Raw genomic sequence first — 22,189 nt, 5'->3', positions numbered from 1 at the left:
GGCCCGGGGTGGAGCCACCGCTCCGCCCCGGGCCTTTCGTCACCCGGCACGGCTCGTGCGGCCGGCTCCCGCGGGACGCGGGAGACACCAGGTGTGGATCTAGAGACGCGCCATCAGGAGCGCGGAGACCAGCAGGCAGGCCCAGTGGAGGGACTGGTCGGCGACGTACATGCCGCAGACCGGGGTGGTCTGGTCGGCGAACTGGCGCGAGCCGGTGTGCTGCAGGACGAGGCGGACGACGGCGCGGCGGTCCAGGATGGCGTGGGTGACGATGCTGAACAGGAAGCCCGCGGTGACGCCGAGCCAGGTGAGCTGGAGGTGCAGCGCCCACGCGGTCACGAAGAGCACGATGCCGATGGTGGCGTGGTAGGCGGTGAGGTGCCCGAGCATGGCGGTGATCGCGGCGCGGCCCCGGCCGGCCTTGTTCGCGGCCTGGTGGTCGGTCTGCATCACGTGATCGCCGAGCTGGTGACCCACGATCAGCGCCAGCAGGGTGACCACGAACGTCATCTGCTGCGCGGCAAGCGGGTACTCGATCATGAAGGGCCTTTCCGCCGGGTTAGCACATCGTCCGGGCTCCGGCTCCGCGGTGCTGCGCACCATCCGACACTCGGGACAAATGTGGTGAACATCGCGTAATGCCCGAGATCAAGACACCGCTACGTTTCGGCCGGATTTCGTCGAGGGTATAGAGGGCGACCCATTCCCGCAGCGCGAAAGGGACCGCCGTGACGCAGACCGCAGCCGATCGTTTCCCGGCACGCCACCTACCCCGGGTCGTGGTCCGGGAGCTGCCGCCACCACCCTCGTCGGCCCGGCGGGTGATCGGGCCCGGCGTGGTCGCCGCCGGCGTCGGTCTGGCCTCGGGCGAGTTCGTGCTCTTCCCATATATAGCCTCGCAGGTCGGGCTCGTCTTCCTCTGGGCCGCGGCTGTCGGCATCGTGACGCAGTGGTTCCTCAACATGGAGATCGAGCGCTACACGCTGGCCACCGGCGAGACCGCGCTCACCGGCTTCTCCCGGTTCTGGCGGCACTGGGGCCTGGTCTTCGCGATCATGGTGTACTTCGCGAACCTCTGGCCCGGCTGGGCGACCAGCTCGGCGACGATGGTCACCTACCTGTTCGGCGGCAGCGCCACCTGGATCGCGATCGGCATGCTGTTGCTGATCGGCGTGACCCTCACGCTGGCCCCGGTGATCTACACGGCGCTGGAGGGCATCGAGAGCGTCAAGGTCATCCTGGTCGGACTGTTCATCGTGGTCGCCATCGGCTTCGCGATCACCGCGGACGCCTGGGCCGAGCTGCCGTCCACCGTCACCGCGCCGCAGTTCCCCACCGAGCTGGGCTTCGCGCTGATGCTGTCCGCGCTGGTCTTCGCGGGCGCCGGCGGCGGCCAGAACCTCTGCCAGTCGAACTGGATCCGGGACAAGGGCTACGGCATGGGCAGCTACGTCCCGCGCCTGGTCAGCCCGGTCACCGGGGCCGAGGAGGCCGCGCCCTCCACCGGGTTCATCTTCGAGCCGGACGCGGAGAACCTGTCCCGGTGGCGCCGCTGGTGGCGGCTCGCCAACCAGGAGCAGGCGCTCACGTTCGGCCTGATCTCGTTCGTCACCATCACGCTGATGTCGCTGCTCGCGTACTCCACCGTCTACGGCACGCCCGGGCTCGCCAACAGCGTCGAGTTCCTCCGCATCGAGGGCGAGGCGCTCAAGTCCACCGTCGGCGGCTGGTTCGGCACGCTGTTCTGGGCGATCGGCGCGCTCTCCCTGTTCGCCGCCGCGATGGGCATCGTCGACTACACCAGCCGCCTCGCCGCCGACGTGCTCAAGACGTCCTACCTGCGCGGCCGATCCGAGAACCGCATCTACTTCGCGCTGGTCTGGGGCCTGGTCGCGATCGGCATCATCATCCTGCTGGCCGGACTCAACCAGCCGCTGCCGCTGCTGGTGATCGCCGCGTGCGTGGGCGGCCTGATGATGTTCATCTACTCGATCCTGCTGCTTCTCCTCAACCGCCGCGTCCTCCCGCCGGAGATCCGTCCCCGGGCGTACCGGGTGGCGGCGCTGGTGTGGTCGGTGCTGCTCTTCGGGGTGTTCTCCGCTCTGACGCTCTGGCAGCAGGGCGGAAGGCTCGCGGCCTGGCTGGGTTAGACGTGGTCGCCTCCCCACCCCGTCCGCGTCGATCCGGGGCCGACTCCCGCGGTTCGATCTTCGATCACGCGATTTCGGCCCGGATCGACGCGGACGGGGGCGAGCAGCGGCGCGGCGACCGCACGGGCCGCGCATCGCACCGGGGACGGGGTCAGGCGGGGAGCGGGGTGTGGGCGGCGGGGACGGTGTCGGCGGGAGAGGGAGGGCCGGGCGGGGTGCCGTTGCCGAAGGGGTGGCCGCCGAGCGCCTCACGGCCGTGGGGGGTGAGCCAGTTGGCCAGGTCCGGGCCGGCCGGCACGATGCCGGTCGGGTTGATGTCGCGATGGACCTCGTAGTAGTGGCGCTTGATGTGGACGAAGTCGGTCGTGTCACCGAAACCGGGCGTCTGGAAGAGATCGCGGGCGTACGCCCACAGCACCGGCATCTCCGACAGCTTGCTCCGGTTGCACTTGAAGTGCCCGTGGTAGACCGCGTCGAAGCGGGCCAGCGTGGTGAACAGCCGCACGTCCGCCTCGGTGATCGTGTCACCGACCAGGTACCGCTGGGTGGACAGCCGTGCCGAGAGCCAGTCGAGCGCGTCGAAGAGCCGGGTGTAGGCGGACTCGTACGCCTCCTGCGTGCCGGCGAACCCGCACCGGTACACCCCGTTGTTGACGTCCTTGAACACGCGCTGATTCACCGCGTCGATCTCCGGCCGGAGCTCCTCCGGATACAGCGCCGGCGCGCCGGGGCGGTGATGGTCGGCCCACTCCAGTGACATGTCCAGCGTGATCTGGGCGAAGTCGTTCGTGACCACCTGCCCGGTCGGCACGTCCACGATGGCCGGCACCGTGATCCCCCGCTCGTACCCGGGGACGCGCTTGAAGAACGCCTCCTGCAGGCGCTCGATCTTGAGGACCGGGTCGACGCCGCCCGGGTCCAGGTCGAACGTCCAGCTACGGGCGTCGTGGGTGGGGCCGGCGATGCCCATCGAGATGACGTCCTCGAGGCCGAGCAGCCGGCGCACGATGATGGACCGGTTCGCCCACGGGCAGGCGCGGCTGACGATGAGCCGGTAGCGGCCCGGCTCCACCGGCCAGCCGTCGCGGCCGTCGCGGGTGATCCGGGTGGTGATGTACCGCTGGTCGCGGGCGAACTCGCCCGTGGGGTTGACGTAGGCGCCTTGCTGCGACTCGGTGGCCATGCCTGCAATGATGCCCGCCCGGCGGGCCCGCGACACCGGGAAACGGGCACCGCACTGGAGAGCGCTCCCCCGGATCGACACCGAACTATTGACACAAACGGTGAACGGAGTCACAGTACACGACAAGAGAGCGCTCTCCGACATGACGATGAAACGCCACCGACATCGGCCGGACACAAGAGCGCTCCCCCGCCCCCCTCAGAGGAGTCCACATGTCCCCACCCCGATGGCGCGTGGCCGGGATCGCCACCGCCGTCGCCGCCCTGCTCGGCGGCTACCTCGTCGTCTCCGGCCCGGCCGCGCAGGCCGCGGAGACGCTGCTCTCCCAGGGACGGCCGGTCACCGCCTCGTCCTCCGAGTCCGCCACGTTCCCGGCGAGCGCGGCCGTGGACGGCGACGGCGGCACGCGCTGGTCCAGCGCGATCGGCGACCCGCAGTGGTTGCGCGTGGACCTCGGCGCGGCCACCGCGATCAGCCGGGTCTCGCTCTCCTGGGAGGCCGCGTACGCCACCTCGTTCCAGCTACAGACCTCCTCCGACGGCAACAGCTGGACCACGGTGCACAGCGCGACGAACGCGACCGGCGGCAACCAGAGCATCGCGGTCACCGGCACCGGGCGGTACGTACGGGTGCACACCACCGCGCGGGCCACCCAGTGGGGCGTGTCGCTGTGGGAGTTCCAGGTGTTCGGCGGCACCACGTCCGGCGCGGCCACGCTGCTCTCCTACGGCAAGCCCGGCACCGCGTCGACCAGCCAGAGCGACGCGAACTGCTGGGAGTGCACGCCGGACAAGGCGTTCGACCGGGACCCGGCCAGCCGGTGGGCGACCAGCTCCACGAACGGCTGGGTGGACCCGGGCTGGATCGCGGTGGACCTGGGTGCCACCGCGCAGATCAGCCAGGTCGTGCTCCAGTGGGACCCGGCCTACGCCACGTCGTACCAGATCCAGGTCTCGGCCGACGGCAACGCGTGGACCAGCATCTACTCCACCACCAGCGGGCGGGGCTTCAAGGAGACGCTGACGGTCAGCGGCACCGGCCGGTACGTGCGGATGTACGGCACCGCGCGGTCCAGCGCGTACGGCTACTCGCTCTACGAGTTCCAGGTGTACGGCACCGGCGGCAACCCGACACCGCCCCCGGCGCAGCCCGCCGACCCGGTCTTCCCGGCCACCCGCCTGGTCTGGAGCGACGAGTTCAACGGCGCCGCCGGCGGCAAGCCGGACCCGGCGAAGTGGACGATCGACCCGGGCACCGGCCAGAACAACGAGGTCCAGTACTACACGAACAACGAGAACGCCTCACTGGACGGCAACGGCGCACTGGTGCTCGAGGCGCGGCGGCAGACCGCAGGCGGGCGCGACTACACCTCGCACCGCATGAACACCAGCAACAAGTTCCACGTGCAGTACGGCCGGATCGAGGCACGGGTCAAGGTGCCGAAGGGCAACGGGCTGTGGCCGGCGTTCTGGATGATGGGCTCGGACTTCCTCACCGGGCGGCCGTGGCCGTACAACGGCGAGATCGACATCATGGAGGTCCTCGGCCGCAACACCTCCGAGGCGTACTCCACGCTGCACGCACCGGCCTACAACGGCGCCGCCGGCTACGGCCAGAAGTACGCCACCGTCGACCTCTCCCAGGACTTCCACGTCTGGGCCGCCGAATGGGACAGCAAGGGCATCCGCTTCTTCCTCGACGGGCGGCTGGTGTTCACGGCCGACAAGGCGACGGTCGAGTCCACCCGCGGGCCGTGGATCTTCGACCACCAGTTCTACCTGATCCTCAACCTCGCGGTCGGCGGTGACTTCCCCGGCCCGGTGGACGCCACCACCCCGTTCCCGTCCCGCATGTACGTCGACTACGTCCGCGTCTACCAGTGAACGAAAGGCACGCGCATGAAACGTCTGATCACACTCGGGGTCGCGCTGCTGGGGCTGCTGAGCACGTACCTGGTCGTCACCACGGCCACCGCGAACGCGGCCGAGGCGCTGCTGTCCCAGGGGCGTACCGCCGCGGCCTCGTCCACCGAGTCCGGCACCTTCCCGGCGAGCGCGGCGGTGGACGGCAACCGCGGCACCCGCTGGTCGTCCGCGGCCGCGGACCCGCAGTGGCTGCGCGTCGACCTCGGCGCGTCCGCCACCATCAGTCGCGTCGCGCTGAGCTGGGAGGCCGCGTACGCCCGCGGATTCCAGATCCAGACCAGCGCGGACGGTAACACCTGGACCACCGTGCACACGGCCACGAACGCGACCGGCGGCAACCAGAGCATCACGATCAACGGCACCGGGCGGTACGTGCGGCTGTACACGACCGCGCGCGCCACCGCGTACGGCGTCTCGGTCTGGGAGTTCGAGGTGTTCGGCGCCGGTGGCGCGCCGGCCACGTCGCTGCCGCCGAACGTGGTGCGGGTCGCGGAGTTCCTGGCCGACTGCCCGTACTCGCACCGGCTGCCGGACGACCCGATCATCTTCCCCGGCATGCCCGGCGCGTCGCACATGCACAGCTTCTTCGGCGCCACGGTCACCAACGCGATGACCAACCTGTCCGACCTGCTCAACTCGCAGACCACCTGCAACCCGCGCGAGGACAAGAGCTCGTACTGGGTGCCGACGCTGTACCAGGACAACGTGCCGGTCGAGCCGACCATCGTCACGTTCTACTACCTGGGTGAGGGCGTGCGCGACGACGTCATCGCGAACACCCAGCCGATCCCGCTGGGACTGCGGATAGTGGCCGGCAACGCGCGGGCGACCGGCCCGGGCGACAACACGATCTCGCGCTGGTCCTGCCTGCACGCCGGGCACGTCGGGTCGTCGCACGACTTCGTGAACTGCCCGTCCGGCACCATGCTCGAGTCCTACCTGGACTTCCCGCAGTGCTGGAACGGCCGCGACCTGGACTCGCCGGACCACAAGTCGCACATGGCGTACCCGGTGAACCAGGCCTGCCCGGCCACCCACCCGGTGCACGTGCCGAAGCTGCGCCAGGTGCTGCGCTACCCGGTCAGCGGTGACCCGGCGCGGCTGCGGCTCGCGTCCGGTGGCGGGTTCACGATGCACGGCGACTTCTTCAACGCCTGGCCGGTGGAGGAGATGGCGCGGCGCGTCAACGACTGCATCCGCCCGATCATCAAGTGCGGCGCCAACGGCCGTCCCTGATCCGTCCCGGCGCTCCCGTTCGCACCCGGCCTTCGCGGGTACGAACGGGAGCGCCCTCCCGATGTATAAAGAGCTTCATGCCCCGGACGTCGCGTGACTCCCGCCCACCCACCCTGGAAGCGGTCGCCGAGGCCGCCGGCGTCTCCCGGGCCACGGTGTCCCGCGTGATCAACGCGGTGCCCACGGTCGATCCGCGAATCCGGGCCGCGGTGGAGCGCGCGATCGCCGAGATCGGGTACGTGCCGAACCTGGCCGCCCGCTCGCTCGTCACCCGCAGCACGAACTCGATCGCGCTGGTCATCTCCGAGCCGGACCGCGAGTACGAGGCGCCGTTCCTGAACCGGGTGTTCACGGACCCGTTCTTCGGCCGGGTGACCGCGGGCGCGCAGGACGTGCTCCGCCCGCGCGGCATCCACCTGGTGATCATCCCGGCCGACCCGCCCGCGCACCACCTGGTCGTGCGCTACCTGCGCCAGGGACACGTGGACGGCGTGCTGCTGATCTCCAGCCACAGTGAGGATCCGATCCCGCGCCAGCTCTCCGACCTCGGCATCCCCACGGTCATGTCCGCGCGGCCCGGCTACCCGGTCCCGCTCAGCCACACCGACGTGGACCAGCGCGCCGGCGCGCGGCTGGCGGTGGCGCACCTGCGCTCGTTGGGCCGGACCCGGATCGGCACGGTCAGCGGCCCGCTCGACACCCAGGCCGGCCACGACCGGCACGACGGGTTCCTGGGCGCGGCCGGGGTGGACGCGCCGTACGCGGAGGGCGACTTCACCCGCGCCCAGGCGGAACGGGTCACGCGGGACCTGCTCCTCAAGCACCCGGACCTGGACGGCCTGTTCGTCGCCAGCGACGTGATGGCCGAGGGGGCGCTGGCCGCGCTGCACGAGCTGGGCCGGCGCGTGCCGGAGGACATCGCGGTGGTCGGCTTCGACGACAGCAGCGCGGCGCTGGCCTGCCGTCCACGGCTGACCACGGTCCGGCAGCCGGTCGAGGAGATGTCCGCGGAGATGGCGCGCCTGCTGCTGGCGACGATCGACGACCCGACCCGCCTCCCCCGCTCCGTGATCTTCCAGCCGAACCTGATCGTCCGCGAGTCCGCCTGAGCCGGCGGGCCGGCTCGTCCCCCGGGACGGTTCGTCCCCCGGGACGGTTCGCCCCTGGACGGTTCGGTCCCGGACGGTTCGGCCCCGGACGGTTCGGCCCCGGACGGTTCAGCCTGGGACGGTTCAGCCTGGGACGGTGAAGAACGCGGTGCGCGCCGTGCCGGGCGCGAGCCCGCCGTAGGCCTGCGAGGAGGAGCGCCAGGTCTGCACCACGGCGTAGCGGCGGCCGCGCGTCACGGCGGCCTCGAACCCGCCGCAGGAGTGCTGGATGTCGTCCCGGGTGAAGGTGACCTTGGGGCAGGTGTAGGGGCCCGCCACGGTGCGGCCGGAGGACTCCTCCACCAGGTGCAGCGAGACCGTGACGGACGCGCCGGGGAGCGCGGAGATCACGCCGCTGAGCCGCACGGCCGGCCCGATCGCGTAACAGGTCTGGATCACCGCGGGCCGGGTGGTGGCCCACTGCATCACGGACTCGCAGCGGGTCGGCCCCCAGGTGTAGGTGACCGCCTCCGGCGTGGCGACCGGCCCGCTGGTGGCGGCCGGTGCGGCGGTGCGGGTGACCGGCCGCGCCGGGACGCTGGTCGGCGCGGCGGCCGGCGTGGGCGGTGCGGTGGCGGCCGTGGGCACCTGGCGCGGCGCGTGCACGGCCGGCGCCGGACTCTTCGGCGGCGGCGCCACCGGCCTCGGCTCGGCCGTCGTGGTGGCCGGCGCGGCGACGGCGTAGTGCCGGGCCTCCGCGTTGTGCCGGATCGCGAGCGCGACCGCCCCACCGAGCACCGCGATCGCGGCCAGCCCGGCCAGCGGCCCGGCCACCCGGCGGCGCAACCGCCCGGCGGCCACACCGGGCCGGCTCCGCCGCCGCCCGGGTACCCGCCGCCGGCGCTCGTTCTCCACGGGGGCCGTGGCGTCGCCATCGGCCACGCCCTCGCCGTCGTTCGCGCCGCCGTGGTCGTTGACACCCACGCCGTCGCTGTCGGCCCTGCCGCCGCCGGGCGCCGAGCCGTCCGCTCCCCCACCGGCCGCCGCGGGGTGGCCCGCCGGCCCGGCGCCGCCGGCTGCCACCGGGCCACCAGCGGAACCGGACCGACCGGCGAGCTCACCGGCCGATCCGGGACCGGCAGCCGCCCCGGAATCGTGCGCCGGCGGCGGGACGACGGCCGGCTCGCGACCATCGGCCGGCGCGGAAGAGCCGGCGAACGCGGCACCGGCAGCCGGCCCGGAAACCCCGGCCGGCGCGGCGCCACCGGTCGGGGCGGGATCGCCGGCCGACGCGGAGCCGGCCGCCGAGTCCGGAACTCCAGCGGAGACAGGGCCGTCCGCCGGGTCGGCATCACCGGCCGACGGGAGGGGATCGGCCGGCGCGGGGCCGCCGGTCGAGGGGCGTGAACCGGCCGGCGCGGGGACGTCCGGCGGGAGCGGGCCGGCCGGCGGGGCGGAGGGGCCGGCCTGTCGGGGAAGGTGCGCGACCGCGGGGATGAAGTCGCCGGTGAGGGCGTCGAGCGGGTCGAGCGCGTCCAGGCCGGCCGTGGCGTCGGCCAGGTGGCGGAAGCGGTCGATGAGTTCGGCGGCGGTGGGGCGGTGGCTGGGGTCGCCGGCGAGGCAGGACTCGATGATGTGCCAGGCCTCCGGGGGTACGGACGGCGGGCGCACCGGGGAGATGCCGCTGAGCGCCGCGTACGGGGTCACGCCCGCGAACGGGGGCCGGCCCAGCAGCAGCTCGAACAGGACCACGCCGAGCGCGTAGACGTCCGCGGCGGGGGTGGGACGGCCGCCCGCGATCACCTCGGGTGCGAGGTAGCTGGGCGTGCCGATCACGGCGCCGGTGGTGGTGAGGCGGGTGCCGTGCAGCACGCGGGCCACGCCGAAGTCGGTGAGGCGCACCGTCGGGTCGGGCGCGCCGGGGCGGGTGAGCAGGATGTTGTCCGGCTTGAGGTCGCGGTGCACGACGCCGCGACGGTGGGCGTGGCTGAGCGCCGCCGCGGTCTGGCCGAGCACGACCGCGGCCTCGGCGGGCGGCAACGTGCCGGCGACACGCAGCCGGCGGCGCAGGCTGCCGCCCGGGATCAGGTCCATCACCAGCCCCAGGGACGGGCCGACGGTGAGCAGCTCGCGAACCGGGACGATGTGCGGGTGGCGGAGCATGCGCAGGATCGCCCGCTCCTGCACGAACCGCATGACGATCTTCGGTTCGCCGGCCAGGTCGTCGCGGAGCAGCTTGATCGCGACCTGTTCGCCGGTGGAGGACTCGAGCGCGCGCCAGACCGTGCCGGTCGCACCGCCGCCGATCTCCTCCTGCAGCGCGTAGGCGCCGCCGATCTGGCGGGGCGGTGGCGCCCCGGCCGGGTCGGTGGCCGGGGCGCCGGCGGATGAGTCGGAGGGGCGCATCGGCGGGTTCCTTCGTACGGGGGCGGAGTATTCGGGGTGACGCGGATCGCAGTCGCGTCGTTGCGCCCGGTATTCCTAACCCGTGGGAAACGCCCATGCAACCGACACATCGGGGCATATCGCCAAGTTGCCCCCATACCGGTGAATCGCAGGTCTGAAAAACGACTAATCGAGCTGCGGCAGCACCTTCTCGCCGAACGTATCGATGAACTCGCGCAGGTCCTGGCCCACGTGGTGCAGGTAGATCTCGTCGAAGCCCAGATCCGCGTACCCGCGGAGCAGTTCGAGGTGTTCGCCGAGGTCGGCGGAGACGTTGACGACCTCGCGCACCTGCTCGATGCCGACCCGCTCGGAGACCACGTCGAACGCCTCCGCGGTGTCCAGGTCCCAGCACACCGGCGGCGGGAACACGTTGCTGCGCCACTGGTCCAGCGCGATCGCCTCGGCCCGCTCCGGGGACGGGTCCCAGGAGAGGTGCACCTGGAGGTGCAGCGCGCCCTTGCCGCCCGCCTCCCGGTACGCGTCGATCATGCGGCGCAGGTGCTCGCCCGGCGCGTTCACGGTGATCAGCCCGTCCGCCCACTCCGCGCACCAGCGCGCGGTCTCCACGCTCACCGCGGCGCCGACCAGCTTCGGCGTCACCTCCGGGCGGGACCACAGCCGCGCCCGGTCCACCCGGACCAGGCCGTCGTGGCTGACCTCCTCGCCGGCCAGCAGCGCGCGGATCACGTCCACGCACTCGCGCAGCCGGGCGGTGCGCACGTCCTTGCGCGGCCACGGGTCGCCGGTGATGTGCTCGTTGCTGGCCTCGCCGGTGCCGAGCGCCGCCCAGAACCGGCCCGGGAACATGGCGCCGAGCGTGCCGATCGCCTGCGCGATGATCGCCGGGTGGTAGCGCTGGCCCGGCGCGTTGACGATGCCGAACGGGAGCGAGGTGGCCTGCATCGCGGCGCCCAGCCAGCTCCAGGCGAACGCGGACTGGCCCTGCCGGGCGCTCCACGGCGAGAAGTGGTCGGATGACATGGCGGCGGCGAAACCGGCCGACTCTGCCCTGGTCACGAAGTCGAGGAGCGCGGCCGGCCCGATCTGTTCATGCGAGTTGTGGATTCCGTATACCGTCACGGCTTCCCCCGTACCCCCGATGGTTTTTGATCATTCTCCGAGTTTCGGCGCTTTACCAGAGGTGCCATGACACACCAAGAGCAACACGCCGGAGTGCTGGTCATCACCCGCAGGGTCACGAACCCTGCGAGCCGTGGTGACCGGCGGTACCTTTGTTTCGTGCCAGTTGCCATCCGCTCCGGACGCCTCACCTGGGTGACCCGGCGCACGCTGCGCCTGGCCGGGGCGTTCGCACTCTTCGTGCTCGCCTTCACCGGCGGGTGGCCATCCACCACCACGGATGCCTCGTCGGCGCCCGCGATCGTCGCGACCGCTCCGGCGGGCGGCATCGATCTGGTGCCGGCCGGGGCCGAGCCGACCGGGACCACCCCGGCGGGCTCCGCCGTCGACGTCGTCCACGCGCCCCTCCCGGGCGACACGCCACCCGCACTGCCGGGCGCGCTGCCGCTGCTGGTGATCGCGGCGCTGCTGCTGGCCACGGCTCCGGAGAGTCGCCGGGCATCCGCCCCCGCCGCGCTCGACGGGCCGCGCGGCGATCGGGCGCCGCCGTTACGACTCGTCTGACGCCTCGCTGCTGTCACATCCTGTGACCATAGCCGCACCTCCACGTGACCGTGTCGCCGCCGCGCGGTGATGCCACCTGTCTTCCCGGTCCCCCCGGGCTCCACCGCCATTCCTCACCGATGAGGTTCATGACATGGACGGCTTCTTCCAGCAGGCCAACATCGACGAGGTCCTCGGACTCGGTCGTACGGCCACGCTGACCTGGCTGGCCTTCTTCGCCTTCGCGATGCTCGCGCTCCTCGGCCTGTCCCTGCTCAACCGGGACCGGGAGGCGGTCGCGGAGCAGCGGGAGTACCGGCGTCATCGCCGCCGGCACCGCCGCCGCCTGCGCGCCGCGCGGGCCGCCGCGGCCCGCGCCGGCGTGCCCACCGAGGCCGTGGTCTCCAAGCCGCTGCCCGGCGAGGCGCGGCTGACCACGCTCGAGGAGCTCCAGCGGTACGCGAACGAGGTCACCACCGCGGCGCTGCACGCGGAGCAGACCGCGGCCCGCTGCCGCACCGAGTGGGAGGCGGCCGAGCGCATCCAGCAGTCGGTGTGGCGCGCGCTCCAGGTGGCGACCGAGGCGGCCGAGCGGGCGAACAAGGCCGCCGTGTTCCCGTCCGTGGTGGACGAGATCGAACAGTCCAGTGCGGAGCCGAGCGCGGACGAGTTGGAGGAGCGGCGCCGGCACCTGCGGCGCGCCGCGACCCGCGCGTTCCACCGTGGAGAGATCCGGTACGACCAGCTGAGCACCGTGCTCACGTTCGCGGGCGAGTGGGCGCCGAGCGTGTCCCCGCTGGAGCACGAGCGGTCGCTGCTGCGCCTGGCGCAGGAGCGGCTGGCCGCGGCGTACCAGGAGGCGACCCGGGTGGAGCGCCGCGCGTGGGAGGTGGCCGCGACCGCGTCCGCCGCCAAGACCAGCCTGGCGCAGGAGGCGACCGAGGCGGAGCTGAAGGCGTCGCTGGCGGCCGCGGAGGCCGCCGCGCCGAAGGGCGTCGCGGCGATGCTGGCCCGGGTCGGCGCGATGCGGCTGCCGCGGCCGGGCGGCGTCCGGCGCGTCCGCCGCGTGGTGCTGCCGGCCACGCCGGCGGCCGGTGCTCCGGCGCCGGCGATCGAGACCGTGCCGCTGCCGGTCGCGGCCGTCGCGCCGGTGGTCGCCGAGGACATCGAGGCGACGACGGACCTCACCGCGCTCACGGCGGCGGCGTCCGCATCGGTGGCTGCCACGACCGGCGAGCCGGTGACGGCGGCCACGGCCGGCGTGCCCGCCGAGGCGGTCGCGTCCGCACCGGTCACCGCGACGGCCGGGGCCGAGGCGTCCACCGTGGCCGGGACCACCGAGGACGTCGAGGCGACCAGCGACCTGACCGTGATCGCCGCCGCGGTGGCGGCGTCCACCCAGGACGCCGCGGAGGCCACGGACACCACGGATACGGTGGACGCCGAGGAGGTCGCGGAGAGCACCACCGCCGCGGACGCCGACAGCACCGTCGAGTGGGAGATCGAGGCGAGCGCGGTCGTGGCGGCCGCGCAGGCCGAGATCGAGGCCGCCGCGTCCCGGGCCGAGGACGCCTCGCCGGAGGACGCGGCCGCGCTGGAGCCGGCCTCGCTGCCGGTGATGGGCATCGCCCGGGTGCCGCTGCGGACCGTGCCGGGCATCCCGGTGCCGCGCGTCGCGGACGAGGTCGTGGAGACCACCGGCGACGCGCCGACCGTCTCGGCGCGGGCCGCGGTGACCGCGCCGGGTGCCGTGGTGGCCGGCCGCGCCACCGTGGTGGCGCCGCGCGTGGTCGCGGTGGTCGGCTCGAAGGAGCCGGCCGACGCGACCGCCACCGACTCGGACGACGACGACCCGACCAGCAGCGCGGTCACGGTGCTCGCGACCCGCTGACCCGAACGGAAACGGCCGCGCGGGTGTGACCCGCGCGGCCGTTGTCGTACCGGTGAGATTCAGAGGGACACGACGACCGCGCTCTCCGGCGGCAGCTCGACCACGTCGCGGGTGAGGATCGTGCCCGGCTCGGTGGCCAGCAGCACGCCGCGCGGCACCGCGCGCAGGCTGATCCGCTGCGTGACCGGCGCCAGGTTCGCCGCGACCGCGCAGTCGCCACGGCGCATCACGACGTACTGGTTGCCGTGCCAGACCTGGACCCGGTCGAGCCGGGGCTCGGACAGCGCGGCGTGGGAGCGGCGCAGCGTGATCAGCCGCCGGTAGAGGTCCAGCATGGTGGCGTGCGCGGGCTTGTCCAGCTCGGCCCAGTCGAGCTTGGACCGCCGGAACGTCTCCGGGTCCTGCGGGTCGGGGATGTCGCTCTCCGCCCAGCCGTGACTGGCGAACTCGCGCCGCCGCCCGTTCGCCACCGCGGTCGCCAGCTCGGGCTCGGGGTGACTGGTGAAGTACTGCCAGGGCGCGGTCGCGGCCCACTCCTCACCCATGAACAGCATCGGCGTGTACGGCGAGGTGAGCAGCAGGGTGGCGCCGACCTTGAGCAGGCCCGGGGAGAGCGTGCTGGAGAGCCGGTCGCCGATCGCGCGGTTGCCGATCTGGTCATGGTTCTGCAGGTAGGCCACGAACCGGTGACCGGGCACCAGCGAGCGGTCGATCTGCCGCCCGTGCCGCCGCTGCCGGAAGCTGGAGAACGTGCCCGCGTGGAAGAACGCGCCGGTGAGCACCGTGGCCAGGCAGTCCAGCGAGCCGAAGTCCGCGTAGTAGCCCTGGCGCTCGCCGGTGAGCAGCGTGTGCAGCGCGTGGTGCACGTCGTCGTCCCACTGCGCGTGCAATCCGTAACCCCCGGCCTCGCGCGGGGTGATCAGGCGTGGATCGTTGAGGTCGGACTCGGCGATCAGCGAGAGCGGGCGGCCGAGGTGGGTGGAGAGCGCCTCCACCTCGGCGGCCATCTCCTCCAGCAGGTGCACGGCGCTGCGGTCGGCGAGCGCGTGCACCGCGTCCAGCCGGAGGCCGTCGAGGTGGTAGTCGCGCAGCCACATCAGCACGCTGTCGATGATGTAACGGCGGACCTCGTCGGAGCGCGGGCCGTCGATGTTGACGGAGCTGCCCCACGGCGTCTGCGTGCCCTCCAGCAGGTAGGGCGCGAACATCGGCGCGTAGGCCCCGGACGGGCCGAAATGGTTGTAGACGACGTCGAGGACCACCCCCAGGCCGCGCTCGTGGGCCGCGTCGACCAGCCGCTTGAGCCCGTCGGGGCCGCCGTAGCTCTCCTGCGGCGCGAACCAGCAGACCCCGTCGTACCCCCAGTTGTGGTCGCCGTTGAACGCGGCGACCGGGAGCAGCTCGATCATGTCGACGCCCAGCTCGACCAGGTGGTCGAGGCGGGCGATCGCGGCGTCGAACGTGCCCTCCGGCGTGAAGGTGCCGACGTGCAGCTCGTAGAGCACGCTGCCGGGAAGCTGCCGGCCGGACCAGCCGCTGTCCGACCAGGCGAACGCTGCGTGGTCGTAGACCCGGCTGGGTCCGTGCACGCCGGCCGGCTGCCACGCGGAGCGCGGGTCCGGCAGCGGGCGGTCGTCATCGTCGCCGAGCAGGAACGTGTAGTCGGTGCCGGGGCCGGCCTCGGGCACGTCGACCTGCCACCAGCCGTCCTCGGAGCGCTTCATCTCCCGCACGTCGCCCTCGGCGAGGCGGAGCCGGACGCGTGAGTCGGGGGCCCACACGGCGAAATTCGTCATCGAATCAACACGCTTTCCGGCCGCTATCCGCGCCTGATCAGAAGTGCCACAGGATATGTGTCGAGCACCTCGGCGAGCGTCAGCCGAGAACCACTGTAGTCGCGTCCCGTGAACGAATCGATGTATTCCCGGTCGGGAAGTTTCAGTGATGTTTCACCCCAGCCGCCTTGACGCGCGAGTCCCATCGGGAGCCGGGTCGCCACCACGCAAGCCCCGCCGCGGTCGAACGCGATCGCGTGCGCGGCGGCCGGGCCCTCCACCTCCAGCGGGGTGTACTCGGTGAACAGCTCCGGGCGGTCCCGGCGCGCCCGCAGCGTACGGCTGGTGACCAGCAGTTTCGCGGCGCCGGACGGGTCGATGCCGGGCAGTTCGCCGCCGTCGATGCGGGCCAGCAGCTCGCGCCGGGCCGCGAAGTCGACGGGCCGGCGGTTGTCCGGATCGACCAGCGAGTTGTCCCACAGCTCGGTGCCCTGATACACGTCGGGAATCCCGGGCATGGCCAACTGCACGACCTTCTGGCCGAGCGAGTTCACCCATCCGGAGAATGTGATCGATTCGGCGAAATCGCCGATCTCCCGGCACAGTTCCGAATCGTCGTAGACGCGATCGACGAGCGCGGCGAGGGCGCGCTCGAAATCGCCGTTCGGATCGGTCCAGCTGGTCGACGTACCCGCTTCGCGGGCGGCCTTCTCCACGTACGCCTTCAGCCGTTCCCGCTCGATCGGCCAGGCGCCGACCGCGGTCTGCCACAGCAGGTGCGCCAGCGCCGGATCGGCGAAGCCGGACGCCTCCGTCCACCGCGTCGCCATCGCGGTCCACTCGCGCGGCACCTCGGAGAGCGCGGCCAGCCGGGCCCGCACGTCCTCGGAGCGCTTGGTGTCGTGGGTGGAGAGCGAGGTCATCCCCTCCGGCGCGCTCTCGGCGCGCGCGGCGCAGGCCGCGTGGAACTCGGACGGCCGCACGCCGAACCGCTCCGGGTCGCCGCCGACCTCGTTGAGCGCGATGAACCGGCTCCATCGGTAGTACGCGGTGTCCTCCACGCCCTTCGCCATCACCGCGCCGGTGAACTGCTGGAACCGCACGGCCAGCTCGTCCACCGGGTTGCGCAGCCGCGCGGTCAGCGCGTCCAGGCTGCGGCCCATGCCGGGGCGGCGGCGGCCGGCCTCGGCGCGCGCCTTGGCCAGGTGCCGGGCGCCGTCCGGCAGGTACGACCGGTAGACCGGGAAGTCCGCGGCCAGCTCCGCCAGCCCCTCGCGCGCGCCGGCCACCTCGGACGCGAGCCGGGACAACCGGTTCAGCTCGGCCGCGAGCATGCGGGTCGCCGCCGCGTACTTGGTGCCGTGGGTCAGCTCCGCCCAGGAGATGCGCTTGCCGGTCAGGTGCTGGTCCAGGCCGGTGAACGCGGGCGCGGCGGCCGGGTCGATGAACAGGCCGCACACCTCGCGGATCGCGTCGTACCCGGTGGTGCCCGCGACCGGCCAGTCCGGCAGCTTCTCGCCGGTCTCCAGGATCTTCTCCACCACGATCCACGCGTTCGGCGCGGCCCGGCGCAGCCGGCGCAGGTAGTCGGCGGGGTCGCGCAACCCGTCCGGGTGGTCCACGCGGATGCCGTCCAGTTCGCCGTCCGCGTACCAGCGCAGGATCTCCGCGTGCGTGGCGTCGAAGACGGCCGGCTCCTCCACGCGCAGCCCGGCCAGCGTGGTGATCGCGAAGAACCGCCGGTAGTTGAGCTCGGTGTCGCCGCGCCGCCAGTCGACCAGCTCGTAGTGCTGCCGGTCGTGGATCTCCCGCGGCGTGCCCTCGCCGGTGCCCGGCGCGACCGGGAACCGGTGCTCGAAGTAGTGCAGGTCGCCGTCCTTGAACTCCAGGTCGTCCAGCGGCTCGCCGGAGTCGGCCAGCACCGGGACCACCAGGCGGCCGCGCGTCCAGTCGATGTCGAACCAGGACGCGTACGGCGAGTCCCGGCCGTTCTTGAGCACGTCCCACCAGGCCGGGTTGCTGGGCGGGTCGGCGATGCCGGCGTGGTTCGGCACGATGTCGACGACCAGCCCCAGGCCGGCCTCGCGCAGCGCGTCGACGAGACGCCGCCGGCCCTCCTCGCCGCCCAACTCCGGGTTGACCCGGGTGTGGTCGGCGACGTCGTAGCCGTGCGCCGAGCCGGGCACGGCGGCCAGCAGCGGCGCGGTGTAGCAGTGGGTCACCCCGAGGTCGGCGAGGTAACCGGCGAGATCGGCGGTGGCGGCAAGGTCGAATCCGGGCCGGACCTGAACCCGGTACGTGGCGGCGGGCGTTGTCATGTTCTCAGACCGTCCTGTCCAGCACGACGATTGAACGATCCGGCACCCAGATGCGGCCGCCGGCCTCGGCGACCACGGGGTTGTCTGGTGACGGGTCGGCGGTCTCTATGACCTTCTCCCACTTCTGCCCGTATTCGGTGGGCGGAAGCGTGAATTCCAGGGGCGCGTCGTGCGCGTTGAAGCAGAGCACGAAGGACTGGTCCTGGTGCCGCTGCCCGTACTGGCCGCGCTCCTTGATCCCGTCGCCGTTGACGAACAGCGCGACCGCGCGGCCGAAGTCGTTGCCCCAGTCGCCGTCGTTCATCTCGCGCCCGTCCGGCGTGAACCAGGCCAGGTCCGGCAGTGCCTCGCCGCTGCCGCGTCCGCCCACCGGCAGGCCGGTGAAGAACCGGCGGCGGCGGAAGACCTGGTGCTTCTTGCGGAACGCCACGAGGGTACGGGTGAAGTCGAGCAGCTGTTCGTCGACGTTCTCCCAGTCGATCCAGGCGATCTCGCTGTCCTGGCAGTAGGCGTTGTTGTTGCCGTGCTGGGTGCGGCCCAGCTCGTCACCGTGCCCGATCATCGGCACGCCCTGCGAGAGCATCAGCGTGGCCAGGAAGTTGCGCCGCTGCTTGGCGCGCAGCTCCAGCACGGCCGGGTCGTCCGTCGGCCCCTCGACGCCGCAGTTCCACGACCGGTTGTGGCTCTCGCCGTCCCGGTTGTCCTCGCCGTTCGCCTCGTTGTGCTTGTCGTTGTACGACACCAGGTCGTTCAGCGTGAACCCGTCGTGGCAGGTGACGAAGTTGATGCTGTGGAACGGCCGGCGCCCGTCGTCCTGGTAGAGGTCGGCCGAGCCGGACAGCCGGGACGCGAACTCGGCCAGCGTGGCCGGCTCGCCGCGCCAGAAGTCCCGCGCGGTGTCCCGGAACTTGCCGTTCCACTCCGTCCACACCGGCGGGAAGTTGCCCACCTGGTAGCCGCCCGGGCCGACGTCCCACGGCTCCGCGATCAGCTTGGCCTGGCTGATGACCGGGTCCTGCTGGACCACCTCGAAGAACGTGGAGAGCCGGTCCACCTCGTAGAACTCGCGGGCCAGCGTGGCCGCCAGGTCGAAGCGGAAGCCGTCCACGTGCATCTCCTGCACCCAGTACCGCAGCGAGTCCATGATCAGCTGGAGCGTCTGCGGCCCGCGCATGTTCATGCTGTTGCCGGTACCGGTGAAGTCGACGTAGTACTCCCGGTTCTCCTCGGAGAGCCGGTAGTAGGCCGCGTTGTCCACACCCTTCATCGACATGGTCGGGCCCAGGTGGTTGCCCTCCGCGGTGTGGTTGTAGACCACGTCGAGGATCACCTCGATGCCCGCGGTGTGCAGCGCCTTGACCATGCCGCGGAACTCCTGCACCTGCTGCCCGAGATAGCCCAGCGCGGAGTAGCCGTGGTACGGGGCGAAGAAGCTGATCGTGTTGTAGCCCCAGTAGTTGCGCAGGTTCAGATCGTGCAGCCGGTGATCGTGCACGAACTGGTGCACCGGCATCAGCTCTATCGCGGTGATGCCCAGCTTGAGCAGGTGCTCGATCATCTCCGGGTGCGCGATGCCGGCGTACGTGCCGCGCAGCTCCGAGGGAATCCGCGGGTGCCGCTTGGTCAGGCCCTTCACGTGCGCCTCGTAGATCACCGAGTGGTGGTACGGCGTGCGCGGCGGCCGGTCGTTGCCCCAGTCGAAGTACGGGTTCACCACCACGCCCTTGGGCATGTACGGCGCGGAGTTGATCTCGGACATCCGGCTCGGGTCGTCCAGCTGGTAGCCGTAGAGCGCGGGATGCCACTGCACGTCGCCGTCGACCGCCTTGGCGTACGGGTCGAGCAACAGCTTGTGCGGGTTGCAGCGGGCGCCGTTCGCCGGGTCGTACGGGCCGTAGACGCGGTAGCCGTACCGCTGTCCCGGTTGCACACCCGGCAGGTAGGCGTGCCAGACGAACGCGTCCACCTCCTGCAGCTCGATGCGCTGCTCCGCACCGATGTCCCACTCGTCGAACAGACACAGCTCGACGGACTCCGCGACCTCGGAGAAGATCGCGAAATTCGTTCCGGTGCCGTCGTAGGTAGCACCCAGCGGATAACGCCGTCCGGGCCATGTCTGCATGTCTGCTGCTCCCCCTCGCCGTCGCGGACGCCCGCGAACCCATCCTCGCCGGATCGGACCCGCACCGCAGCGACGCCACGCGACGGTGATTCCGGACACCCGTACCCCTGGCGCGCCCGCTGACGCGCCGGAGGGCGCAGCGCTTATGCCCCGAGAGTCACCGGGCTAATCCACCCAGTTGCCACGAGAGGATCTCGCCCCGCGTACCGCCGAAGTTCCTCATGGACGGGAGCCAAAATCTTGCGCGGAAGCTGCTAACGTCGACCGCATCGCCTGCCAACACTGGGTCTTCTCCGTTCGGTGAAGACCCCGATGGATCCTGTCGCGATCCAATCGATCACAGAGGGCTCGTGCTGTTGAACGCACCGCTGATCTTCGGTCCCCAGGTGTGCGCCTCCCTGTCGGAGGGAGCGGGCGCGTCCCGCGAATGGCTGGTGCCCGACGGCGTCGGTGGATACGCCATGGGAACGATCTCCGGCCTGCGCACCCGGCGGTACCACGCACTGCTCGCCGTGGCCGACGCCGCGCTCACCGAACGCCACGTGGCGCTCGCCGCGCTGGACGCCACCGTCACCCTGCCCTCCGGCGCCACGGTGCCGCTCTACACGCACGAGTGGGCGTCCGGCGCCATCGCGCCGAGGGGCCACGCGCACCTGGAGCTGTTCGAGCTCGCCGACGGGCTGCCGCGCTGGCGGTGGCGGATCGGCGACGTGGTGCTGGAGCGCGAGCTGGCGATGGCGCACGGCCAGCCGTCGCTCGGCGTGGTGCACCGCCTGATCTCCGCGCCCGGCCCGGTGAAGCTGTCGCTGGCCGCGATGTGCACCTGGCGCGACGCGCACGGCGAGCGCCGGGCGGACGGCGCGCCGCTGACCGTGCGGACCGTCTCCGACGGCGTGGTCATCGAGGACGCGTACCGGCTGGCCGGTCCCGGGTGGACGGCCGGCGGCCAGTGGCACCTGGACGCGTTCGCGCGCGCCGAGGCCGACCGCGGGCTCAACCCGGTCGAGGATCTGTGGCACGCCGGCTCGTTCGCCGCCACGCTGGAGATCGGGCAGGCGCTGGAGGTGTCCGCCTGGGCCGGTGACCTGGGCGAGCGCCCGCCGCCGGCCGCCACCATCGTCGCGGCCGCCCGGGACCGTGCGCACAAGCTGGTCACCGGCGCGGACCCGGCCGACTCCACGGCGGCGGCGCTGGCGCTCGCCGCGGACGCGTTCATCGTGGACACCGCGAGCGGGCCGGACGTGATCGCCGGCTACCCGTGGTTCAACGCCTACCTCGGCGACACCATGACGGCGTACGAGGGGCTGTTCCTGGACACCGGCCGCGGCTCCGAGGGCGCCGCGCTGCTCCAGGCGCGCGTCACCGCCGCGGTCGAGGCGGCCGACGCCGGGCTGCTGCACGACCCGGTGGACGGCCCGCTGTGGCTGGTCCACGCGGTCGAGCGGCACGTCACCCGGCTCGGCGACACCGACCTCGCCGCCGCGCTCGCCGACCCGCTGACCGACCTGATCCTCCGGCACGTCGGCCTGGGCCAGGCCACCCGCCCGGCACCGCGCGAGGAGCGGCCGGAGGTGACCCGGTCCGCGCTGGCCGCGGTGCTCCAGACGCCGACCCAGGCGCTCACGCCGATAACGCCGGCCCAGCGCCAGGCGCCGGTGCTCCAGGTCGCCGACTCCGACGGCCTGCTCCGGCACGACTCCGACCGCAACGCGCTGACCTGGATGAACGCGCGGCTCAACGGCGTCGCGGTGACGCCGCGCACCGGCAAGCCGGTCGAGGTGAACGCGCTCTGGGTCAACGCGCTGGCCGGCCTGATCGGGCTGCTGCGCGCGGCCGGCCGGGAGAACCCGGACCTCACCAAGGCGCACGAGACCGCGCTCGCGTCGTTCCAGCAGCGCTTCGCCGCGCCCGACGGCTGGCTCTACGACGTGGTCGACGCGCCGCCGGCCGTCTACCCGCTCGGCGGCACCCACCACGACGACGCCAGCCTGCGGCCCAACCAGTTGCTCGCGTTCAGCCTGCCGCATGCGCCGCTGCGCGGCGAGGCCATGCCGTCGCCGATCCGGGTGGCCGGGTCCGCGCTGCTCACGCCGCTCGGCCTGCGCTCGCTCGCGGTGGGCGAGTTCGGCTACCTGGGCACCCACCGGGGCAACCGGATCGTGCGCGACGCCGCGTACCACCAGGGTGTGGTCTGGCCCTGGCTGATCGGGCCGTACCTGGACGCGTGCATCGCGGCCGGGCTGCCCACCGACGGCGTGCTGACCGGCCTGGAGGCCCACCTGAACGAGTGGGGGCTCGGCTCGGTCAGCGAGACCGCGGAGGGTGACGCGCCGCACGCCGCCACCGGCGTCCCGTTCTCGGCCCGCTCGGTCGCGGAGCTCAACCGCATCCGTCACCGTCTCTGACCCGGTACGAACGAGGCGCCGTCCG

General features: G+C 72.4%; 14 protein-coding genes. 7 read left to right on the top strand and 7 right to left on the bottom strand.

All coding sequences use genetic code 11. From position 1 onward, the window contains the following. Window positions 1-99 precede the first annotated feature (99 nt). The gene (locus tag J2S41_RS03585; RefSeq protein WP_310362985.1) at window positions 100-540 is read right to left on the bottom strand and encodes a DUF3307 domain-containing protein; all 441 of its coding nucleotides are present in this window, start codon (window positions 538-540) and stop codon (window positions 100-102) included. A 188-nt stretch (window positions 541-728) separates the two neighbouring features. On the opposite strand from J2S41_RS03585, the gene J2S41_RS03580 reads away from it, so the two are divergent. Further along, window positions 729-2,150 (top strand): Nramp family divalent metal transporter, encoded by a 1,422-nt coding sequence (locus J2S41_RS03580; protein ID WP_310362982.1) that lies wholly within the window; start codon window positions 729-731, stop codon window positions 2,148-2,150. A gap of 151 nt (window positions 2,151-2,301) precedes the next feature. Here J2S41_RS03580 and J2S41_RS03575 read toward each other — a convergent pair whose 3' ends face one another. Further along, window positions 2,302-3,333, bottom strand: a complete 1,032-nt coding sequence (locus J2S41_RS03575) for a glutathione S-transferase family protein (RefSeq protein ID WP_310362980.1) — start codon at window positions 3,331-3,333, stop codon at window positions 2,302-2,304. Between the two features lie 212 nt (window positions 3,334-3,545). On the opposite strand from J2S41_RS03575, the gene J2S41_RS03570 reads away from it, so the two are divergent. The 3 genes from J2S41_RS03570 to J2S41_RS03560 all read left to right on the top strand — a co-directional run bounded on the left by J2S41_RS03570 (window position 3,546) and on the right by J2S41_RS03560 (window position 7,603). Then, window positions 3,546-5,216, top strand: a complete 1,671-nt coding sequence (locus J2S41_RS03570; protein WP_310362977.1) for a discoidin domain-containing protein — start codon at window positions 3,546-3,548, stop codon at window positions 5,214-5,216. 15 nt (window positions 5,217-5,231) lie between these two features. Then, window positions 5,232-6,494, top strand: a complete 1,263-nt coding sequence (locus tag J2S41_RS03565) for a DUF1996 domain-containing protein (RefSeq protein WP_310362973.1) — start codon at window positions 5,232-5,234, stop codon at window positions 6,492-6,494. Window positions 6,495-6,571: 77 nt separating this feature from the next. Beyond that, on the top strand, window positions 6,572-7,603 hold the full coding sequence (locus tag J2S41_RS03560) for a LacI family DNA-binding transcriptional regulator (protein WP_310362971.1): 1,032 nt from the start codon (window positions 6,572-6,574) through the stop codon (window positions 7,601-7,603). 123 nt (window positions 7,604-7,726) lie between these two features. Here the strand turns inward: J2S41_RS03560 and J2S41_RS03555 are convergent, their stop codons facing one another. Next, window positions 7,727-9,988, bottom strand: coding sequence for a serine/threonine-protein kinase (locus J2S41_RS03555; RefSeq protein ID WP_310362968.1), 2,262 nt, complete (start codon window positions 9,986-9,988; stop codon window positions 7,727-7,729). A 165-nt stretch (window positions 9,989-10,153) separates the two neighbouring features. After that, window positions 10,154-11,110, bottom strand: coding sequence for a TIGR03885 family FMN-dependent LLM class oxidoreductase (locus tag J2S41_RS03550; RefSeq protein ID WP_310362966.1), 957 nt, complete (start codon window positions 11,108-11,110; stop codon window positions 10,154-10,156). Window positions 11,111-11,269: 159 nt separating this feature from the next. Here J2S41_RS03550 and J2S41_RS03545 point away from each other — a divergent pair, with 159 nt between their 5' ends. Continuing rightward, window positions 11,270-11,674, top strand: a complete 405-nt coding sequence (locus tag J2S41_RS03545) for a hypothetical protein (protein WP_310362963.1) — start codon at window positions 11,270-11,272, stop codon at window positions 11,672-11,674. Between the two features lie 133 nt (window positions 11,675-11,807). Beyond that, a complete protein-coding gene (locus J2S41_RS03540) occupies window positions 11,808-13,544 on the top strand; it encodes a hypothetical protein (RefSeq protein WP_310362961.1) in 1,737 nt (578 codons plus the stop codon). 59 nt (window positions 13,545-13,603) lie between these two features. On the opposite strand, the gene treZ is transcribed toward J2S41_RS03540, so the two are convergent. The 3 genes from treZ to glgX are packed head-to-tail and all read right to left on the bottom strand — an operon-like array spanning window position 13,604 to window position 19,759. Beyond that, complete coding sequence (gene treZ, locus J2S41_RS03535; protein WP_310362958.1) at window positions 13,604-15,340, bottom strand: malto-oligosyltrehalose trehalohydrolase; 1,737 nt, start codon at window positions 15,338-15,340, stop codon at window positions 13,604-13,606. Between the two features lie 23 nt (window positions 15,341-15,363). After that, window positions 15,364-17,637, bottom strand: coding sequence for a malto-oligosyltrehalose synthase (gene treY / locus J2S41_RS03530; protein WP_310362956.1), 2,274 nt, complete (start codon window positions 17,635-17,637; stop codon window positions 15,364-15,366). 4 nt (window positions 17,638-17,641) lie between these two features. Next, window positions 17,642-19,759: a glycogen debranching protein GlgX gene (glgX, locus tag J2S41_RS03525; RefSeq protein WP_310362954.1), complete on the bottom strand. Its 2,118-nt coding sequence runs from the start codon at window positions 19,757-19,759 to the stop codon at window positions 17,642-17,644. Between the two features lie 350 nt (window positions 19,760-20,109). Here glgX and J2S41_RS03520 point away from each other — a divergent pair, with 350 nt between their 5' ends. Continuing rightward, window positions 20,110-22,164, top strand: coding sequence for an amylo-alpha-1,6-glucosidase (locus J2S41_RS03520; RefSeq protein WP_310362951.1), 2,055 nt, complete (start codon window positions 20,110-20,112; stop codon window positions 22,162-22,164). The last annotated feature ends 25 nt before the right edge of the window (window positions 22,165-22,189 follow it).

It is taken from the genome of Catenuloplanes atrovinosus, from assembly GCF_031458235.1.
In the GTDB taxonomy this organism is placed as follows: Bacteria; Actinomycetota; Actinomycetes; order Mycobacteriales; family Micromonosporaceae; genus Catenuloplanes; species Catenuloplanes atrovinosus.
Note: the sequence above shows the minus strand (reverse complement) of the source record. Positions and strands in the feature narration are given on the sequence as shown.